Origin of the sequence: Streptomyces corchorusii (genome assembly GCF_001514055.1) — a bacterium.
In the GTDB taxonomy this organism is placed as follows: domain Bacteria; phylum Actinomycetota; class Actinomycetes; order Streptomycetales; family Streptomycetaceae; genus Streptomyces; species Streptomyces olivaceoviridis.
The window spans coordinates 59,101-75,489 of the sequence record NZ_KQ948356.1; the positions used below are offsets into that span (position 1 = coordinate 59,101).

Below are 16,389 nucleotides of genomic sequence, written 5' to 3' on the forward strand. Positions count from 1 at the left end.
GCGGCTCGCTCAGCGCGCCATGATGAGGCTCATCGCCTCGTTCCGCGTCGCCGCGTCCCGCAGCTGACCGCGGACCGCGGACGTTATGGTCTTCGCGCCCGGCTTGCGGATGCCCCGCATGGACATGCACATGTGCTCGCACTCGACGACCACGATGACGCCCCGCGGCTCCAGGATGTTCATCAGGGAGTCCGCGATCTGCGTGGTGAGGCGCTCCTGCACCTGCGGCCGGCGGGCGTAGACGTCGACCAGGCGGGCCAGCTTGGACAGGCCGGTGATCTTGCCGGTCTCGGACGGGATGTAGCCGACGTGAGCGACACCCCGGAACGGCACCAGATGATGCTCGCAGGTCGAGTACACCTCGATGTCCTTCACCAGGACCATCTCGTCGTGCCCCAGGTCGAACGTCGTCGTCAGGACGTCCTCGGGCTGCTGCCACAGACCGGCGAAGATCTCCCTGTAGGCACGCGCGACCCTGGCCGGCGTCTCCCGCAGGCCCTCGCGGTCCGGGTCCTCGCCGACCGCGATCAGCAGTTCGCGAACGGCGTTCTCGGCGCGCTTCTCGTCGAACTCGCCGATGGGGCCCTCGCCGTCCAGCGTCACCGGGTCGGTCATCTGGTTCCTCGTTCCTGTGCCTTGCACGCGGGTATGCCTCGCGTTCCGTCTGCGGACAAGCGAAATGCCGCGCCCCCAGGCTAAAACCTGGGGGACGCGGCATTCATTCCAGCCCTTGTGGCCGCTGCGCGGTCAGCTCTCGGAGCGGTCCTCCGGGGCCTGCTCCGTCACCGGGGCGGACTCCGCGGCGGTGGACTTCGCCGTGCTGATCGCCGCCGTCGAGCCGTTCGCACCGTTGGTCAGTGCCAGCTCCTTCGGGGAGAGCACCGGCGGGCGGGTGGACGGGGTCCGGCGGGAGGAGCCGGTCCAGGCGGGCCGCGGCGGGCGCTTGACGATCGGGGCGAAGATCTCGGCGATCTCCTCCTTGCCCAGGGTCTCCTTCTCCAGCAGCTGGAGCACGAGGTTGTCGAGCACGTCGCGGTTCTCGACCAGGATCTCCCAGGCCTCGTTGTGCGCGGTCTCGATCAGCTTCTTGACCTCTTCGTCCACCAGCGCGGCGACCTCTTCCGAGTAGTCGCGCTGGTGAGCCATCTCACGGCCCAGGAACGGCTCGGAGTTGTCGCCTCCGAACTTGATCGCGCCGAGGCGCTCGGTCATGCCGTACTGGGTGACCATCGCGCGGGCCAGGTTGGTGGCCTTCTCGATGTCGTTCGCGGCGCCCGTGGTCGGGTCGTGGAAGACCAGTTCCTCGGCCGCCCGGCCGCCCAGCATGTAGGCGAGCTGGTCGAGCATCTCGTTGCGCGTGGTCGAGTACTTGTCCTCGTCCGGCAGGACCATCGTGTAACCGAGGGCACGGCCACGGGACAGGATCGTGATCTTGTGGACCGGGTCGGAGTTCGGCGAGGCCGCCGCGACCAGGGCGTGACCGCCCTCGTGGTACGCGGTGATCTTCTTCTCCTTGTCCGACATGATCCGGGTCCGCTTCTGCGGGCCCGCGACCACGCGGTCGATCGCCTCGTCCAGCGCCTTGTTGTCGATCAGCTTCTGGTCGCCGCGGGCGGTGAGCAGTGCGGCCTCGTTCAGCACGTTGGCGAGGTCGGCACCGGTCATGCCCGGGGTGCGGCGGGCCACGGCGGACAGGTCGACGTCGGGCGCGACCGGCTTGCCCTTCTGGTGGACCTTGAGGATCTCCAGGCGGCCCTGGAGGTCCGGCGGGTCGACCGCGATCTGCCGGTCGAAGCGGCCGGGGCGCAGCAGCGCCGGGTCGAGGATGTCCGGGCGGTTCGTGGCGGCGATCAGGATCACACCGCCCTTGACGTCGAAGCCGTCCATCTCGACGAGCAGCTGGTTCAGCGTCTGCTCGCGCTCGTCGTGACCGCCGCCGAGACCGGCGCCGCGGTGACGGCCGACCGCGTCGATCTCGTCCACGAAGACGATCGCCGGGGCGTTCGCCTTGGCCTGCTCGAACAGGTCACGGACCCGGGAGGCACCGACACCGACGAACATCTCGACGAAGTCGGAACCGGAGATCGAGTAGAAGGGGACGCCCGCCTCGCCGGCGACGGCGCGCGCGAGCAGGGTCTTGCCGGTACCCGGGCGGCCGTAGAGCAGCACGCCCTTGGGGATCTTGGCGCCGACGGCCTGGAACTTGGCCGGCTCCTGGAGGAACTCCTTGATCTCCTGGAGCTCCTCGACGGCCTCGTCGCAGCCCGCGACGTCCGAGAAGGTCGTCTTCGGGGTGTCCTTGGTGATGAGCTTCGCCTTGGACTTGCCGAAGTTCATGACCCGGGAGCCGCCGCCCTGCATCTGATTCATCAGGAACAGGAAGACGACCACGATCAGGACGAAGGGCAGCAGCGAGAGCAGGACGCCGACGAACGGGTTCTGCTTGGACGGCGAGACCGTGTAGCCGTCCGGAATCTGCTTGTCCTGGTACTTGGTCTGCAGCGTGCCGGCGATGGTCACGCCCTGGTCGCCGATGTAGCTCGCCTGGATCTTCGAGCTGCCCTCGACCTTGTAGCCGTCCTTGAGCGTGACCTTGATGCTCTGCTCGTCACCGGTGGTGAGCTTGGCCGACTCGACCTTGTTGTCGTTGATCGCCGCCACGACCTGGCCGGTGTCCACCGTCTTGTAGCCGCCGGACGAGCCGACGACCTGCATCAACACGACCACGGCAAGGACGGCCAGCACGATCCACATGACCGGCCCACGGAAGTATCGCTTCACGTCCATCCATACGGAGCGGTGCCGCCCCGTCCCTCCTGCCATAGTGAGTTTGATAAGACAGTTCTTCTGACGGTACCCCAGCATTGTTGCCCGAAGCCGCACGGAGCCGTTTCGACGGCTGGGAAACCCGTCTCTGCACCCTTCAACGGCGTGGAACCCGCTGGGGTTCCCGATCGTCCTACTGGGCTTGGGCCGACTGGCTCAGCCGCCGTAGACGTGAGGCGCGAGCGTACCGACGAACGGCAGGTTGCGGTACTTCTCGGCGTAGTCGAGGCCGTAGCCCACGACGAACTCGTTCGGGATGTCGAAGCCGACCCACTCCACGTCGATGGCGACCTTGGCGGCGTCCGGCTTGCGCAGCAGCGTGCACACCTTCAGGGAGGCGGGCTCGCGGGAGCCGAGGTTGTTGATCAGCCAGGACAGGGTCAGGCCGGAGTCGATGATGTCCTCGACGATCAGGACGTGCCTGCCCTTGATGTCGGTGTCGAGGTCCTTGAGGATCCGCACGACACCGGAGGACTGGGTGCCCGCGCCGTAGGAGGACACGGCCATCCAGTCCATGGTGACGGGGGTGGACAGCGCCCGGGCGAGGTCCGCCATGACCATCACCGCGCCCTTGAGGACGCCGACGATGAGCAGGTCCTTGCCCGCGTACTCCGCGTCGATCTTCGCGGCCAGCTCGGCCAGCTTCGCGTCGATCTCTTCCTTGGTGATGAGCACCTGCTGGAGGTCGGCACCCATGTCTTTCGCGTCCACCCGCATCACTTTCGGTCGTCCCGCACTTACGGCCGCGTGCGCGGCCACCGGCTCCGGCCGCACGCACGGCCTCCGGCTGCCCGGCCCGCCGGAGGGTCGCTCCGGGAGGGTGGGGATTCAGCCTTGCCGAATCACCAGTCTGCCACCCTGCCGCTGGGCGACGACTTTGCCCGGGAGATTGATGGCTCCCTGGCCGCGCCAGCCGGTGATCAGGCGGTCGACTTCCTCGATGTGGCGGGCGAACAGCGCACCGGCGGGGGCACCGGCCTCGATGGCCGCGCGGCGCAGGATCCGGCGGCGCACGGCGGGCGGGAGGGCGTACAGCTTGGCGCACTCCAGCAGGCCGGCGGCGTCCCGCACGGAGGCCTCGGCCTGCCGCGCCCAGGCGTCCAGGGCGTCGGCGTCGTCGCGGGAGAGCTGGGCGGTGCGGGCCAGCGCCTCCACGACGCCCTTGCCGAGGGCCTTCTCCAGGGCGGGCAGGCCCTCGTGCCGGAGCCGGGAGCGGGTGTAGGCGGGGTCGGCGTTGTGCGGGTCGTCCCAGACGGGCAGCGACTGGACCATACAGGCCTTGCGGGCGGTCTGCCGGTCGAGTTGCAGGAAGGGCCGCCGGTAACGGCCGCCGGCCCCCGAGACCGCGGCCATGCCGGACAGGGAGCGGATGCCGGAGCCGCGGGCGAGGCCCAGCAGGACGGTTTCGGCCTGGTCGTCCCGGGTGTGGCCGAGCAGGACCGCGGCGGCGCCGTGGCGTTCGGCGGCGGCGTCCAGGGCGGCGTAGCGGGCGTCGCGGGCGGCGGCTTCGGGGCCGCCCGCGCGGCCGACGGTCACGGCGACGGACTCGACCGGATCGAGTCCGAGTCCGCGCAGCCGCAGGACGACCTCGTCGGCGCGGAGGTCGGAGCCGGGCTGGAGGCCGTGGTCGACGGTGACCCCGCCGGCCCGGACGCCGAGCTTGGGGGCCTCGAAGGCGAGGGCGGAGGCGAGGGCCATGGAGTCGGCACCGCCGGAGCACGCGACGAGGACGAGCGGGGAGGGGGGCCGCTCGGCCGTCCGGTCCTCCCGCGCGCCGGCCGGCTGCGCGGGAAAGCCCTGGTGGTCGTTGAGGATGTCGTGGAGGACGCGGCGAACCGCCAGGCGTATCGCCGCGACCGCAGGATGGGGACCCATGTCCGGTTCCCTTCATGAAGTTTTCGGGGGATGAACCCGGGACGGTCACTCAGAGTGTGTAGATGGTGACAGAAGCGGGCCGTTCCCCGAGCATCGCACGCCTACGCATGGCTCACGGTCCCTCGGACGGGTGATTGGAGGGGCGTTCGCCTGCCGTCGGCCGGATTCCTTTCACGACGTCCCCATGCCGTTCACGACTCCGCCTTGCGGTGCACCCGCGCGACCCAGTCCGCCGGTTTGGCGATCTCCGCCTTGGTGGGAAGGGTGTTGGGCGAGGTCCAGACGCGGTTGAAACCGTCGACGCCGACCTGTTCGACCACGGCGCGTACGAACCGTTCGCCGTCCCGGTACTGCCTCAGCTTGGCATCCAGGCCGAGCAGCTTGCGCAGGGCCATGTCCAGGCGGGAGGCGCCCTTGGCGCGGCGCTGCTGGAACTTCTCGCGGATCTCCGCGACGGTCGGTACGACGCTCGGGCCGACGCCGTCCATGACGTAGTCGGCGTGCCCCTCCAGCAGGGACATCACGGCGGTGAGCCGGCCGAGGATCTCCCGCTGGGCGGGGGTCTGCACCAGTTCCACGAAGGAGCGTCCGCCGTCCTCCTCCTCGCCCTCGGGCCGGCCGCCGACCAGGGACTGGGCGGCGTCCCGGATGCGCTCCAGGAAGGTCATCGGGTCGACGTCGGTCTCGGCCAAGAACGACTGGATCTCGCCCTCCAGGTGGTCCCGCAGCCAGGGCACGGCGGTGAACTGCGTGCGGTGGGTCTCCTCGTGCAGGCACACCCACAGGCGGAAGTCGTGCGGCTCGACGTCGAGTTCGCGTTCGACGTGGACGATGTTGGGCGCGACGAGCAGCAGCCGGCCGCCGCCGTTCTCGCCGGCCGGGAGGTCGCGGGTGGCGGGGGCGAAGGTCTCGTACTGACCGAGGACGCGGGAGGACAGGAACGACAGGAGCATGCCGAGTTCGACGCCGGTGACCTTGCCGCCGACGGCGCCGAGGACCGCGCTGCCCGGGTTGCTGCCGCGCCGTTCCTGCATCTTCTCCAGGAGCGGGCGGAGGATCTCGCGGAAGCCGGCGACGTTGGCGCGGACCCAGCCGGGGCGGTCGACGACGAGGACGGGGGTGTCGTGGATCTCCTCGGTGCCCATGCGGGTGAAGCCCCGGACGTGTCCCTCCGAGGCCTTCGCGTGCCGGCGCAGCTCCGCGACGACGGCCCTGGCCTCGTCGCGGCTGACGTCGGGGCCGGGACGTACGAGGCGGGTCGCGGTCGCCACCGCGAGGTTCCAGTCGACCATCCCGGGAGATGCGGTGCCACCGAAGCCAGTCATGTTGTCAACCGTACGTGAGCGGCCCCATTTCGGGCAGGCCGTGGGGATGCCGACAGGCCCGACCGCGCTTTCCGGTCACCCGCCGCGGGCGGCCGTGCCGGGGCCGGCCCCCCTTTCCGCCCCGCCTGTGTCGGCTGGGCCGCACGGTCGGGCCCGCGGCGGCGGGCGGCTCCCGGCGGTCAGCGCGTCAGGGCTGTCGCCGCCGTGTCCAGGGCCGACTGGGCCTCCAGGGGATTCGTCGTGTCCGAGGCCAGGAAGGCGAAGGCCAGGAGGTGGCCGGTCTTGTCGACGACCGTGCCCGCGAGGGTGTTCACCCCGGTCAGCGTGCCCGTCTTGGCGCGTACGAGACCGGCCGCGCCGTCGGTGTACCGCTTGCTCAGGGTGCCGGTGAAGCCGGCCACGGGGAGGCCGGTGAGGACCGGGCGCAGGCCGGGGCGGCCGGGGTCGCCCGCCTTGACCAGCAGGGCGGTGAGGAGGTCGGCCGTGAGCCGGTCGTCGCGGTTCAGGCCGCTGCCGTCGTGGAAGGCGGCGCCGGTCATCGGCAGGCCGAGCTTGCGCAGCTGGGTGGCGATGGCCTTCGCGCCGCCGTCGAAGCTGGCGGGCTGCCCGCTCGCCAGGGCGGTGTGCCGCGCGAGGGCCTCCGCGATGTCGTTGTCGCTGTTGGTGAGCATCCGCTCGACCAGCTCCGACAGCGGCGGCGAGGAGACGCGGGCGAGGGTCTCCGCGCGCGTGCTGGCCTTGGAGGGGCCGGGGGCCGTGGTGGTGATGCCGGCGTCCTTCAGGAAGGACGCGAACCGGGTGGCCGCGTCCGCCGCCGGATCGGCCACGCGGGGCGCCGGGCCGTCGGTGGAGGCGTCGGTGCGGCCCTCGTCGACGGTGAGGGCGCTGATCGGGGCGAGGTTGTCGTTGACGCCGATGGGGTGCAGGGCGGGGCCGGTGAAGAGGGTGGTGTCGTACGAGAGGGTGATCTTGTGGATGCCGCGCTTGCGGAGTGCTGTCGCGGTGTCCGCCGCCAGGGCCCGCAGGCCGGCCCGGTCGCGGGCCCCGGTGTGCGCGGTGAGGGTGGGGTCGCCGCCGCCGACCAGGACGAGTTCCCGGGTGTCGGGTTCCAGGGCGGTGCGGGTGATGAGGCGGTGGTCGGGGCCGAGGGCGGACAGCGCGGCGACAGCGGTGGCGATCTTGGTGGTGGAGGCGGGCGTGAGGGCCTTGCCGGCGTCGGCGCCGTAGAGACCTGCGCCGGTCGTGACGTCGACGACGGCCGCCGCGTGACTGCGGCCGAGCGCGGGTGCCTTCAGGAGGGGGTCCAGGACGTCCGAGAGCGCGTTCGGGTCCGGAGGGGCCTTCTTGGTGCCGACGGCGCCCGTGGCGCCGCCGAGGCCCGTCAGCACGGGCGCGGCGCTCGGCGCGGGCCGGGGCGCCCCGGCGGCCCTGCCGGAGCGGCCGTGATCTGCGCCACCTGACCGCTCCAGTGCGGCGGCGCGGTCCCGCTCGGCCGTACGCTGACCGTTGGCGTCCCAGGGGCCGGCCACGGTCACCACGCCGGCGGCCAGCGCCAGGCCGGCGGTGGCGGCGCCCGCGGTGTACTGCCAGGTCCTGACGGTCCGGGGACGGGGGAGGTGGACAGGCCTGACGCGGACGGCTTCCGTCAGCCGCGCGATCCGCGGCCGGGCGGCCGTCACGGCGCGCGCCAGACCCGGTCGTACGGCGGTCACGATCCGCGCCACGCGCGGTCTCGCGGCTCGCCAAGGCCTCAGCTCTGGCACGATCACCAGCCCCTTTCGCGATCACACACCTGCGTGAGGGACACTTAACCACCAGAACTATGTGCTGATCATGGAGGAGCCACCGGTGGAGTTCGACGTCACGATCGAGATCCCGAAGGGTTCGCGGAACAAGTACGAGGTGGACCACGAGACCGGTCGGATCCGCCTGGACCGTCGTCTCTTCACCTCGACCGCCTACCCGACCGACTACGGCTTCGTCGAGAACACCCTCGGCGAGGACGGCGACCCGCTCGACGCGCTGGTCATCCTGGACGAGCCGACCTTCCCGGGCTGCCTCATCCGCTGCCGCGCGATCGGCATGTTCCGCATGACGGACGAGGCCGGCGGCGACGACAAGCTGCTGTGCGTCCCGGCCACCGACCCGCGCGTGGAGCACCTGCGCGACATCCACCACGTGTCGGAGTTCGACCGCCTGGAGATCCAGCACTTCTTCGAGGTCTACAAGGACCTGGAGCCCGGCAAGTCGGTCGAGGGCGCCAACTGGGTCGGCCGGTCGGACGCCGAGGCGGAGATCGAGCGGTCCTACAAGCGCTTCAAGGAGCAGGGCGGCCACTGAGCACCCGCTCGCGCGAACGGGCCGCACGCGTGCGCGTGCGGCCCGTTTCGCATGTCCGCACACTTACGGTCCGTCCGGGTACGTGTGCGCATACTGATGCTTACGGCAAGTGCGGTACAGGGAGCGGTGCGAGGTGACGGAGGCGGAAGACCGCAAGCCCCGGTCGGACGAGGCACGGTACGACCCGGAGATCACGTCCGAGTTCGCCATTCCCGAGGGTCTCGACGTCCCGAGGGGCGGCGAGTCGGAGACGACCTCCGAGTTCGCGGTGCCGGAGGGGCTGGAGACGCCGCAGCCGCCGAGTGCCGAGCCGGAGGGTTCGGCGTTCGGCACGCCGAGCACCTACAGCGCGCAGACCGCGCCGGCCGCGTTCACCCCGGCCACCGGTGTGCCGCTGGTCAGCCTGATCAAGGACGCGCCCTGGCAGGACCGGATGCGCACGATGCTGCGCATGCCGGTGGCGGAGCGGCCGGCGCCGGAGCCGGTGCAGCGCGTGGAGGAGGGCGGCCCGGCCGTCCCGCGCGTGCTGGACCTGACCCTGCGTATCGGGGAGCTGCTGCTGGCCGGCGGTGAGGGCGCGGAGGACGTGGAGGCCGCGATGTTCGCGGTGTGCCGGTCCTACGGCCTGGACCGGTGCGAACCGACCGTCACCTTCACGCTGCTGTCCATCTCGCACCAGCCGTCCCTGGTGGAGGACCCGGTGACGGCGTCCCGGACGGTCCGGCGGCGGGGCACCGACTACACGCGTCTGGCGGCCGTCTTCCGGCTGGTGGACGACCTGACCGACCCGGAGACCCACGTCTCCCTGGAGGAGGCCTACCGGCGGCTGGCGGAGATCCGCCGCAACCGGCACCCCTACCCCGGCTGGGCGCTGACCCTGGCGAGCGGGCTGCTGGCCGGTGCGGCCTCCGTGCTGGTCGGCGGTGACCCGGTCGTGTTCCTGGCGGCGGCCGTCGGCGCGATGCTCGGCGACCGGCTGGCGTGGCTGTGCGCGGGGCGCGGACTGCCGGAGTTCTACCAGTTCACGGTGGCCGCGATGCCGCCCGCGGCGATCGGGGTGGCGCTGACGCTGGCGCACGTGGACGTGAAGGCGTCCGCGGTGATCACCGGTGGGCTGTTCGCGCTGCTGCCCGGGCGGGCGCTCGTGGCGGGGGTGCAGGACGGGCTGACGGGCTTCTACATCACCGCCTCGGCCCGGCTGCTGGAGGTCATGTACTTCTTCGTCGGCATCGTCACCGGGGTGCTGACCGTCCTGTACTTCGGCGTGAAGATCGGCGGCAAGCTCAATCCGGACGCGCAGTTGGGCATCTCCCATCGGCCGCTGATCCAGATCGCGGCCTCGATGCTGCTGTCGCTGACCTTCGCGGTGCTGCTCCAGCAGGAACGGTCCACCGTGCTCTGGGTGACCCTCAACGGCGGGGTGGCCTGGTCGGTGTACGGCGCGATGCGCTACGCGGGCGACATCTCGCCGGTGGCGTCCACGGCCGTGGCGGCGGGGCTCGTGGGGCTGTTCGGGCAGTTGCTGTCCCGGTACCGGTTCGCCTCTGCGCTGCCGTACACGACGGCGGCGATCGGGCCGCTGCTGCCCGGTTCGGCGACGTACTTCGGGCTGCTGTCCATGGCGCAGAACGACGTGGACAAGGGACTGGTGTCGCTGGCCAAGGCCGCGTCGCTGGCGATGGCCATCGCCATCGGGGTCAACCTGGGGTCGGAGATCTCCCGGCTGTTCCTGCGGGTCGGCTCCGCCGGCAAGCGCCGGGCCGCCAAGCGGACGCGCGGGTTCTGAGCCTCCCCGTCCCCCGCGCCCCCGGTCAGTGGCCGCGGTTGTCGTACGGCGGGTACTGGTTGGGGTCGTACTGCTGCTGCGGGTACTGCTGCTGCGGGTACTGCTGCCGGCCGTAGGACTGGCCGGCGTCGTACCCCTGGTCGTCGTACCCCTGGTTGTCGTAGCCCTGGTGGCCCTGGCCCTGGCCGTGGTGGCCCTGGCCGTAGCCCTGGTTGTCGTAGCCCTGGTTCCAGTCCTGCTGCCGGGGCTGCTGGTACGGCTGCTCGTACTGCGGGGGGTATGGCTGCTCGGGCTCGACGCGCCGCAGGCGGGTCGTGGCGTCGTCCATGACCGGGGGGTGCTGGTACTGCGGCTGCTGGTGGACGGGCTGGGGCTGCTGGTAGGCGGGCTGCCGCGGGGGCTCCGGGGCGGTCTGCCCGGCCTTCTTGCTCTTGCCGCGCGCCCGCAGGTACTCGATCGCGATCGGGATCACCGAGACGAGGACGATCAGGATGAGGATCGCCTCGATGTTCTTCTTGACGAAGCCGATGTTGCCGAGCCAGGAGCCGAGCAGGGTGACGCCCGCGCCCCACAGGACGCCGCCGATGACGTTGAAGGTCAGGAACGAGCGGTACTTCATGCCGCTGACGCCCGCGATGATCGGCGTGAACGTGCGCACGATCGGCACGAAGCGGGCCAGGACCAGGGACTTCGGGCCGTACTTCTCGAAGAACTCGTGCGCCTTGGTGACGTTCTCCTGCTTGAACAGGCGGGAGTCCGGCCGGTTGAACAGGGACGGGCCGACCTTCCTGCCGAACATGTAGCCCGCCTGGTCGCCGAGGACCGCGGCGAGGCAGATCAGGGCGATCGCGCCCCACAGCGGGAAGTCGAGCTGGTGGGACGTGATCAGCAGGCCGCAGGTGAACAGCAGCGAGTCACCCGGCAGGAAGAAGCCGATGAGCAGGCCGGACTCGGCGAAGACGATGAGCAGCAGACCCCAGATGCTGTACGTGTCGAGCAGATAGTTGGGATCCAGCCAGCTCGGGCCGAGGGCGAATGTCATCACGGGTCCGGGCTCCCTGGGGGGTGAAGGCGGCTACGGCGACTGAGACGTCGATGGGGCGCCGTACAAAAGTATCAACGTAAGGGGACCACCCCGGGTTCCACCGCGTGCCGGGTGGTGCCCGGGCCGGGTACCGGCCCGGGCCCGGACGTCAGGGGGCGGTGTGCCGGTCCGCGTTGGCGAGGATCGCGTCGCGCAGGTGTTCGGCGAGGCCGGGGCGCATGGAGTCGTAGAACGCCTTGAAGCGCTCGTCGGAGACGTACATCTCCGCGAAGCACCGGTGCATCTCGTACGGGACCTCGAAGTAGTACCGGCCGATGTGCCGCCGGTGTTCCTCGGCCAGGTCCATGGCCGCCTCGCCGGCCGGCTGCTCACCGGCGGCGACCAGGGCGGCGTAGCGCTCGCCCCAGTCGTCGACCTCGGCCTGGATGCGCTTCCAGTCCTCCTTGGTGTAGGTCGCGGCGCGGCGCTGCGACTCGGCGTACGCCGCGGTGCCGCCCCAGCGCCGCTCCGCCTCCTCGGCGTACTGCTCGGGGTCCTTGTCCCCGAAGACCTCGAACCGCTCCTCCGGCGTCAGGTCGATGCCCATCGTGCGTGCCTCCAAGGCGTGCTCCACGGCCGCGGCCATCTTCTGCAGCTTCTCGATCCGGGCGGTCAGCAGGTCGTGCTGGCGGCGCAGGTGTGTGCGCGGGTCCGCGTCCGGGTCGTCGAGCAGGGCCGCGACCTCGTCGAGCGGGAAGCCGAGCTCCCGGTAGAACCGGATCTGCTGGAGCCGGTCGAGGTCGGTGTCGCTGTAGCGCCGGTGGCCGGCGTACGTCCGCTCGCTGGGCACGAGCAGGCCGATCTCGTCGTAGTGGTGCAGGGTGCGCACCGTGACGCCGGCGAACCCCGCGACCTGTCCCACGGAGTAGCTCACTTTCCGCTCCTTGTCGTCGGTACGCCTCCACGCTGCGGCCTCACGTCGCGTGAGGTGCAAGCCGACAGCGCGTTCCGGACGCTGTGGTGCGCGATGCTGTTGTTCCGGATGTTGCGCACGTTTCGCCCGCTTATGGTGAGCCCGTGGCCCAGGAGACGACGCAGCAGGCGCCCCCGAGCGCTCCGACCGCCCCGGCACGGGCTCTGCTGCCGTTCATCCTGCCCGCCGTCCTCGTGGGCGTGGCCGCGAGTCTCCTCTTCGTCGGGGTGAGCACGGCGGGGGAGGAACTCCAGCACCTGCTGTGGGGGACGCTGCCGGACGCCCTCGGTGTGGGCCGCTTCAGCGTGCTGTGGATGTTCGCCGTGCTCGTGGCGACCGGGATCGCCGTCGGGCTGGTGGTGTGGAAGGTTCCCGGGCACGCCGGTCCCGACCCGGCCACCGTCGGGCTGGACGCGCCGGTGCTGCCGCCGGCCGTCCTGCCGGGCCTGGTGCTGGCCACCGTGCTCATGCTGGCCGGCGGTCCGAGCCTCGGCCCGGAGAACCCGCTCATTGCGGTGAACGCGGGCCTCGCGGCCTGGCTCGGCGCGCGCTTCCTGCCCCGGACGCCGGGCGCCCTGTGGCCGGTGCTGGCGGAGGCGGCGACGATCGGCGCGCTGTTCGGCACACCGGTGGCGGCGGCGCTGGTGATCTCCGAGGCGCTGGCGGGACGGCCGATGCCGGGCCGGCTGTGGGACAACGTGTTCGCGCCGCTGACCGCGGGCACGTGCGGGGCGATCACGACGGCCCTGGTGGCCCGTCCGACCTTCGACCTGGGCCTGCCGCCCATGGGCCACCCGCACGCGAGGGACCTGCTGGCGGCCCTGGTGATCGCCTCCGTCGCCGCGCTGCTCGGCATGTGCGCCGTCCACGCCTTCCCGTACGTCCACGCGGCCTTCCGGCGGCTGCGGCACCCGATGCTCATGCTTCCGGCCGGCGGGGTCGTGCTGGGGGCGCTGGCGGCCCTGGGCGGCCAGCTCACCCTGTTCAAGGGCGTGACGGAGATCGGGCGGCTGGCCCACGACCCGGAGGGCTGGTCGGCCGGACAGTTCGCCACGATGGCGGTGGTGAAGCTGGCCGCGCTGCTCGTCGCGGCCACCTGCGGCTTCCGGGGCGGCCGGATCTTCCCCGCCGTCTTCGTCGGCACCGCCCTGGGCCTGTGCGCCCACGCGCTCGTGCCGGCCGTGCATCTCTCGCTGGGCGTGGCCACGGGCGTCCTGGGCATGCTCCTGGCGATCACCCGGCAGGCCTGGATGAGCCTGTTCACCGCCGCCGTCCTGGTCGGCTCGCCCGGCACCCTCACCCTGCTGTGCGTCGCGTCGCTGCCGGCCTGGCTGTTGGTGACGGGCCGCCCGCAGATGCAGTTGCGCGAGGACGGCACCCCGGTCCGATGACCCTCCCACCGACTCTCCCCCACTCACTCCCGACCCCGGTTTCCGACCCCCGTCTCACTGGAGGCACAACCCGATGGCCCTGCACAGAGGTCCCGACAAGCACGAGGAGCGGACGATGTCGGTCAACCCGTTCTTCGGGGAGGCCAACCCCGTCGGCGGCATGACCGAGGCCCCGCCCACGCACCGGCTCCCGGACGCCGCGCTGCCGCCGTCCACGGCGTACCAGCTGGTGCACGACGAGCTGATGCTGGACGGCAACTCCCGGCTCAATCTGGCCACCTTCGTCACCACCTGGATGGAACCGCAGGCCGGGGTGCTGATGGACGAGTGCCGGGACAAGAACATGATCGACAAGGACGAGTACCCGCGCACGGCCGAGCTGGAGCGGCGCTGCGTGGCGATGCTCGCGGACCTGTGGAACGCGCCGGACCCGTCGGCGGCCGTCGGCTGTTCGACGACCGGGTCGAGCGAGGCCTGCATGCTCGCCGGGATGGCGCTGAAGCGGCGCTGGGCGAAGCGGAACGCCGACCGCTATCCGGGCGCGCGGCCCAATCTGGTCATGGGCGTCAACGTCCAGGTGTGCTGGGAGAAGTTCTGCACCTTCTGGGAGGTGGAGGCCCGGACGGTCCCGATGGAGGGCGACCGCTTCCATCTGGACCCGCAGGCCGCCGCCGAGCTGTGCGACGAGAACACCATCGGGGTCGTCGGCATCCTCGGCTCGACCTTCGACGGCTCCTACGAGCCGGTCGCCGACCTGTGCGCGGCCCTGGACGCCCTCCAGGAGCGGACCGGGCTCGACATCCCGGTGCACGTGGACGGCGCGTCCGGCGGGATGGTGGCGCCCTTCCTGGACGAGGACCTGGTGTGGGACTTCCGCCTGCCGCGCGTGGCGTCGATCAACACCTCCGGGCACAAGTACGGGCTGGTGTACCCCGGCGTCGGCTGGGCGCTGTGGCGGGACAAGGAGGCGCTGCCCGAGGAGCTGGTCTTCCGGGTGAACTACCTGGGCGGCGACATGCCGACCTTCGCGCTGAACTTCTCCCGGCCCGGTGCCCAGGTGGTGGCGCAGTACTACACGTTCCTGCGGCTGGGCCGGGAGGGTTACCGGGCGGTGCAGCAGTCGACGCGGGACGTGGCGACCTCGCTCGCCTCCCGGATCGAGGCGCTCGGCGACTTCCGGCTGCTCACGCGCGGGGACCAGCTCCCCGTGTTCGCGCTGACCACCGCCGACCACGTCACCTCGTACGACGTCTTCGACGTCTCCCGGCGGCTGCGCGAGGGCGGCTGGCTCGTGCCCGCCTACACCTTCCCGGCGAACCGTGAGGACCTGTCCGTGCTGCGGATCGTGTGCCGCAACGGCTTCTCGCACGACCTGGCCGACCTGTTCCTGGACGACCTGGCCCGCCTGCTGCCGGAGCTGCGCCGCCAGCCGCACCCCCTGACCCGCGACAAGGAGGCGGCCACCGGCTTCCACCACTAGGGCCTCTCCGCGGGGCAGGGGGCGCCGCCGGGCCTCAGCGGTCGTCCTCCGGATGCCGCTCCCCTGTCGCGTACGGGTTCTCCTGCCCCTCGGTGAGCACGCCCACGAACGGCTCGCCCTCCCCCGCGAAGGTGTACGCGCCCGCCTCCAGGCGGTCGATGAGCCCCTGGGTCCAGGCCGCGTCGGAGTCGGCCGTGTGGACCCAGAGGTTCATGATCTCCCCGATGTGGCCGAGCCGCTCCGGGCCGACCTCGGGGACGTAGTGCTCGGTGACGGCGGTCCGCCACCGCCCGATCCGGCGGATGCGCTCCCGCAGCAGCTCCAGGGCCTCGGCGCGGGGCAGTTCGACCAGGAAGCCGATGGCCGCGGACTGGAGGTCCATCTTCTGGTCGTAGGCGACCAGGGACTCGCGCAGCAGCCGGAAGAACTCGCCCTCGCCGCGGTCCGTGATCTCGTACTCCACCCGCGGCGGCCCGCCGGCCGTGGACGGCGCGATCTCGTGCGCGTGCAGCAGTCCTTGCTTGGCCATCTGCTTCAGGGCGTGGTAGATCGACCCCGGCTTGGCGTTGGACCACTCGTGCGCGCCCCAGTACTCCAGGTCGTTGCGGACCTGGTAGCCGTGGGCCCGCCCGTGCTGGCGGACCGCGCCCAGCACGAGGAGACGGATCGCTGACATGGGGTCCAGGTTAGGACCCCGGGATCACCCCCAGGAGCCGCCCCGCTCCAGCGCCACCAGCTCGAACGCGGTCTTCCCGTCCAGGGACTCGCGGATGATGTCGGCGTGGCCGGCGTGCCGGGCCGTCTCGCGGATCAGGTGCAGGCACAGCCAGCGCAGCGACACACGGCCCTCCGGCGGGAACCAGGGGTCGGGCGGCAGCGGGAAGGTGTCGTCCAGGCTGGGCGCGGAGCGGATGAACTTCTCCGTCCCGGCGGCCACCTGCTCCCAGTACGCCAGCTGCGAGGCGACCGTCTCGTCGCCGACGAGCTGGAAGGTCTCGTGCCAGTTCGACTCGTCGCGCCGTACCGCCGGCGGCTCCTGCTTCGCCCGGGCGATCCAGCTCTGCTCCACCTCGGCGACGTGCTTGAGCAGACCGCCCAGGGAGAGCTCGCTGGCGCTGGGGCGGGTACGGGCCTGCTCCTCGGTGAGCCCGAGCAGTGCCCGGCGGATGCCTCCGCGCTGTTCCTCGATGAACGCGAGCAGTGCCCCGCGCTCGTCGCCGTTCGCCTCCGCCGCAACGTGCGTGACCATGGCGTACCGCCTTTCGTCGGACCGGTGCGCCGGGGGCCGTTCTCCCCGACACCGAAGACGCTAGGGGCCATTGCGGTCAGATCCTGTCCGCTATGGCCCGCACGTCGAAAGGTCGCCGAA

General features: G+C 71.4%; 14 protein-coding genes. 4 read left to right on the forward strand and 10 right to left on the reverse strand.

Translation table 11 applies throughout. The annotated features are described in order from the left end of the window. Window positions 1–9: 9 nt before the first annotated feature. The 6 genes from folE to dacB form a co-directional block, all read right to left on the reverse strand. The gene (folE, locus tag AQJ11_RS15860) at window positions 10–615 is read right to left on the reverse strand and encodes a GTP cyclohydrolase I FolE (protein ID WP_014674114.1); all 606 of its coding nucleotides are present in this window, start codon (window positions 613–615) and stop codon (window positions 10–12) included. A 132-nt stretch (window positions 616–747) separates the two neighbouring features. Continuing rightward, a complete protein-coding gene (gene ftsH, locus AQJ11_RS15865) occupies window positions 748–2,787 on the reverse strand; it encodes an ATP-dependent zinc metalloprotease FtsH (protein ID WP_059263511.1) in 2,040 nt (679 codons plus the stop codon). A gap of 195 nt (window positions 2,788–2,982) precedes the next feature. After that, window positions 2,983–3,543 (reverse strand): hypoxanthine phosphoribosyltransferase, encoded by a 561-nt coding sequence (gene hpt / locus AQJ11_RS50360; protein ID WP_030342680.1) that lies wholly within the window; start codon window positions 3,541–3,543, stop codon window positions 2,983–2,985. Window positions 3,544–3,654: 111 nt separating this feature from the next. Beyond that, window positions 3,655–4,701 carry a tRNA lysidine(34) synthetase TilS gene (gene tilS, locus AQJ11_RS50365; protein WP_059263512.1) on the reverse strand — a complete coding sequence of 349 codons (1,047 nt, stop codon included), beginning with the start codon at window positions 4,699–4,701 and terminating at the stop codon, window positions 3,655–3,657. A gap of 191 nt (window positions 4,702–4,892) precedes the next feature. Next, on the reverse strand, window positions 4,893–5,993 hold the full coding sequence (locus AQJ11_RS15880; protein WP_014674110.1) for a zinc-dependent metalloprotease: 1,101 nt from the start codon (window positions 5,991–5,993) through the stop codon (window positions 4,893–4,895). Window positions 5,994–6,205: 212 nt separating this feature from the next. Beyond that, window positions 6,206–7,750, reverse strand: a complete 1,545-nt coding sequence (gene dacB / locus AQJ11_RS15885) for a D-alanyl-D-alanine carboxypeptidase/D-alanyl-D-alanine endopeptidase (RefSeq protein WP_059263513.1) — start codon at window positions 7,748–7,750, stop codon at window positions 6,206–6,208. 124 nt (window positions 7,751–7,874) lie between these two features. Between dacB and AQJ11_RS15890 the strand changes: the two genes are divergently transcribed. Together AQJ11_RS15890 and AQJ11_RS15895 are read left to right on the forward strand one after the other, a co-directional pair. Next, on the forward strand, window positions 7,875–8,366 hold the full coding sequence (locus AQJ11_RS15890) for an inorganic diphosphatase (protein ID WP_014674108.1): 492 nt from the start codon (window positions 7,875–7,877) through the stop codon (window positions 8,364–8,366). 133 nt (window positions 8,367–8,499) lie between these two features. Then, a complete protein-coding gene (locus tag AQJ11_RS15895) occupies window positions 8,500–10,152 on the forward strand; it encodes a threonine/serine exporter family protein (protein ID WP_014674107.1) in 1,653 nt (550 codons plus the stop codon). A gap of 25 nt (window positions 10,153–10,177) precedes the next feature. Here the strand turns inward: AQJ11_RS15895 and AQJ11_RS15900 are convergent, their stop codons facing one another. Together AQJ11_RS15900 and AQJ11_RS15905 are read right to left on the reverse strand one after the other, a co-directional pair. Beyond that, window positions 10,178–11,197 (reverse strand): DedA family protein, encoded by a 1,020-nt coding sequence (locus AQJ11_RS15900; RefSeq protein WP_059263514.1) that lies wholly within the window; start codon window positions 11,195–11,197, stop codon window positions 10,178–10,180. 148 nt (window positions 11,198–11,345) lie between these two features. Beyond that, entirely contained in the window at window positions 11,346–12,110 is a 765-nt protein-coding gene (locus tag AQJ11_RS15905) for a MerR family transcriptional regulator (protein WP_059263515.1), read from the reverse strand. A 143-nt stretch (window positions 12,111–12,253) separates the two neighbouring features. On the opposite strand from AQJ11_RS15905, the gene AQJ11_RS15910 reads away from it, so the two are divergent. Together AQJ11_RS15910 and gad are read left to right on the forward strand one after the other, a co-directional pair. Further along, window positions 12,254–13,540, forward strand: coding sequence for an ion channel protein (locus AQJ11_RS15910; RefSeq protein WP_058081402.1), 1,287 nt, complete (start codon window positions 12,254–12,256; stop codon window positions 13,538–13,540). A gap of 73 nt (window positions 13,541–13,613) precedes the next feature. Next, the gene (gene gad, locus AQJ11_RS15915) at window positions 13,614–15,020 is read left to right on the forward strand and encodes a glutamate decarboxylase (protein ID WP_014674102.1); all 1,407 of its coding nucleotides are present in this window, start codon (window positions 13,614–13,616) and stop codon (window positions 15,018–15,020) included. Window positions 15,021–15,054: 34 nt separating this feature from the next. On the opposite strand, the gene AQJ11_RS15920 is transcribed toward gad, so the two are convergent. Beyond that, the gene (locus tag AQJ11_RS15920; RefSeq protein ID WP_059263516.1) at window positions 15,055–15,696 is read right to left on the reverse strand and encodes a PadR family transcriptional regulator; all 642 of its coding nucleotides are present in this window, start codon (window positions 15,694–15,696) and stop codon (window positions 15,055–15,057) included. Window positions 15,697–15,720: 24 nt separating this feature from the next. Further along, window positions 15,721–16,269, reverse strand: a complete 549-nt coding sequence (locus AQJ11_RS15925; protein WP_058081399.1) for a DinB family protein — start codon at window positions 16,267–16,269, stop codon at window positions 15,721–15,723. Between the last annotated feature and the right edge of the window lie 120 nt (window positions 16,270–16,389).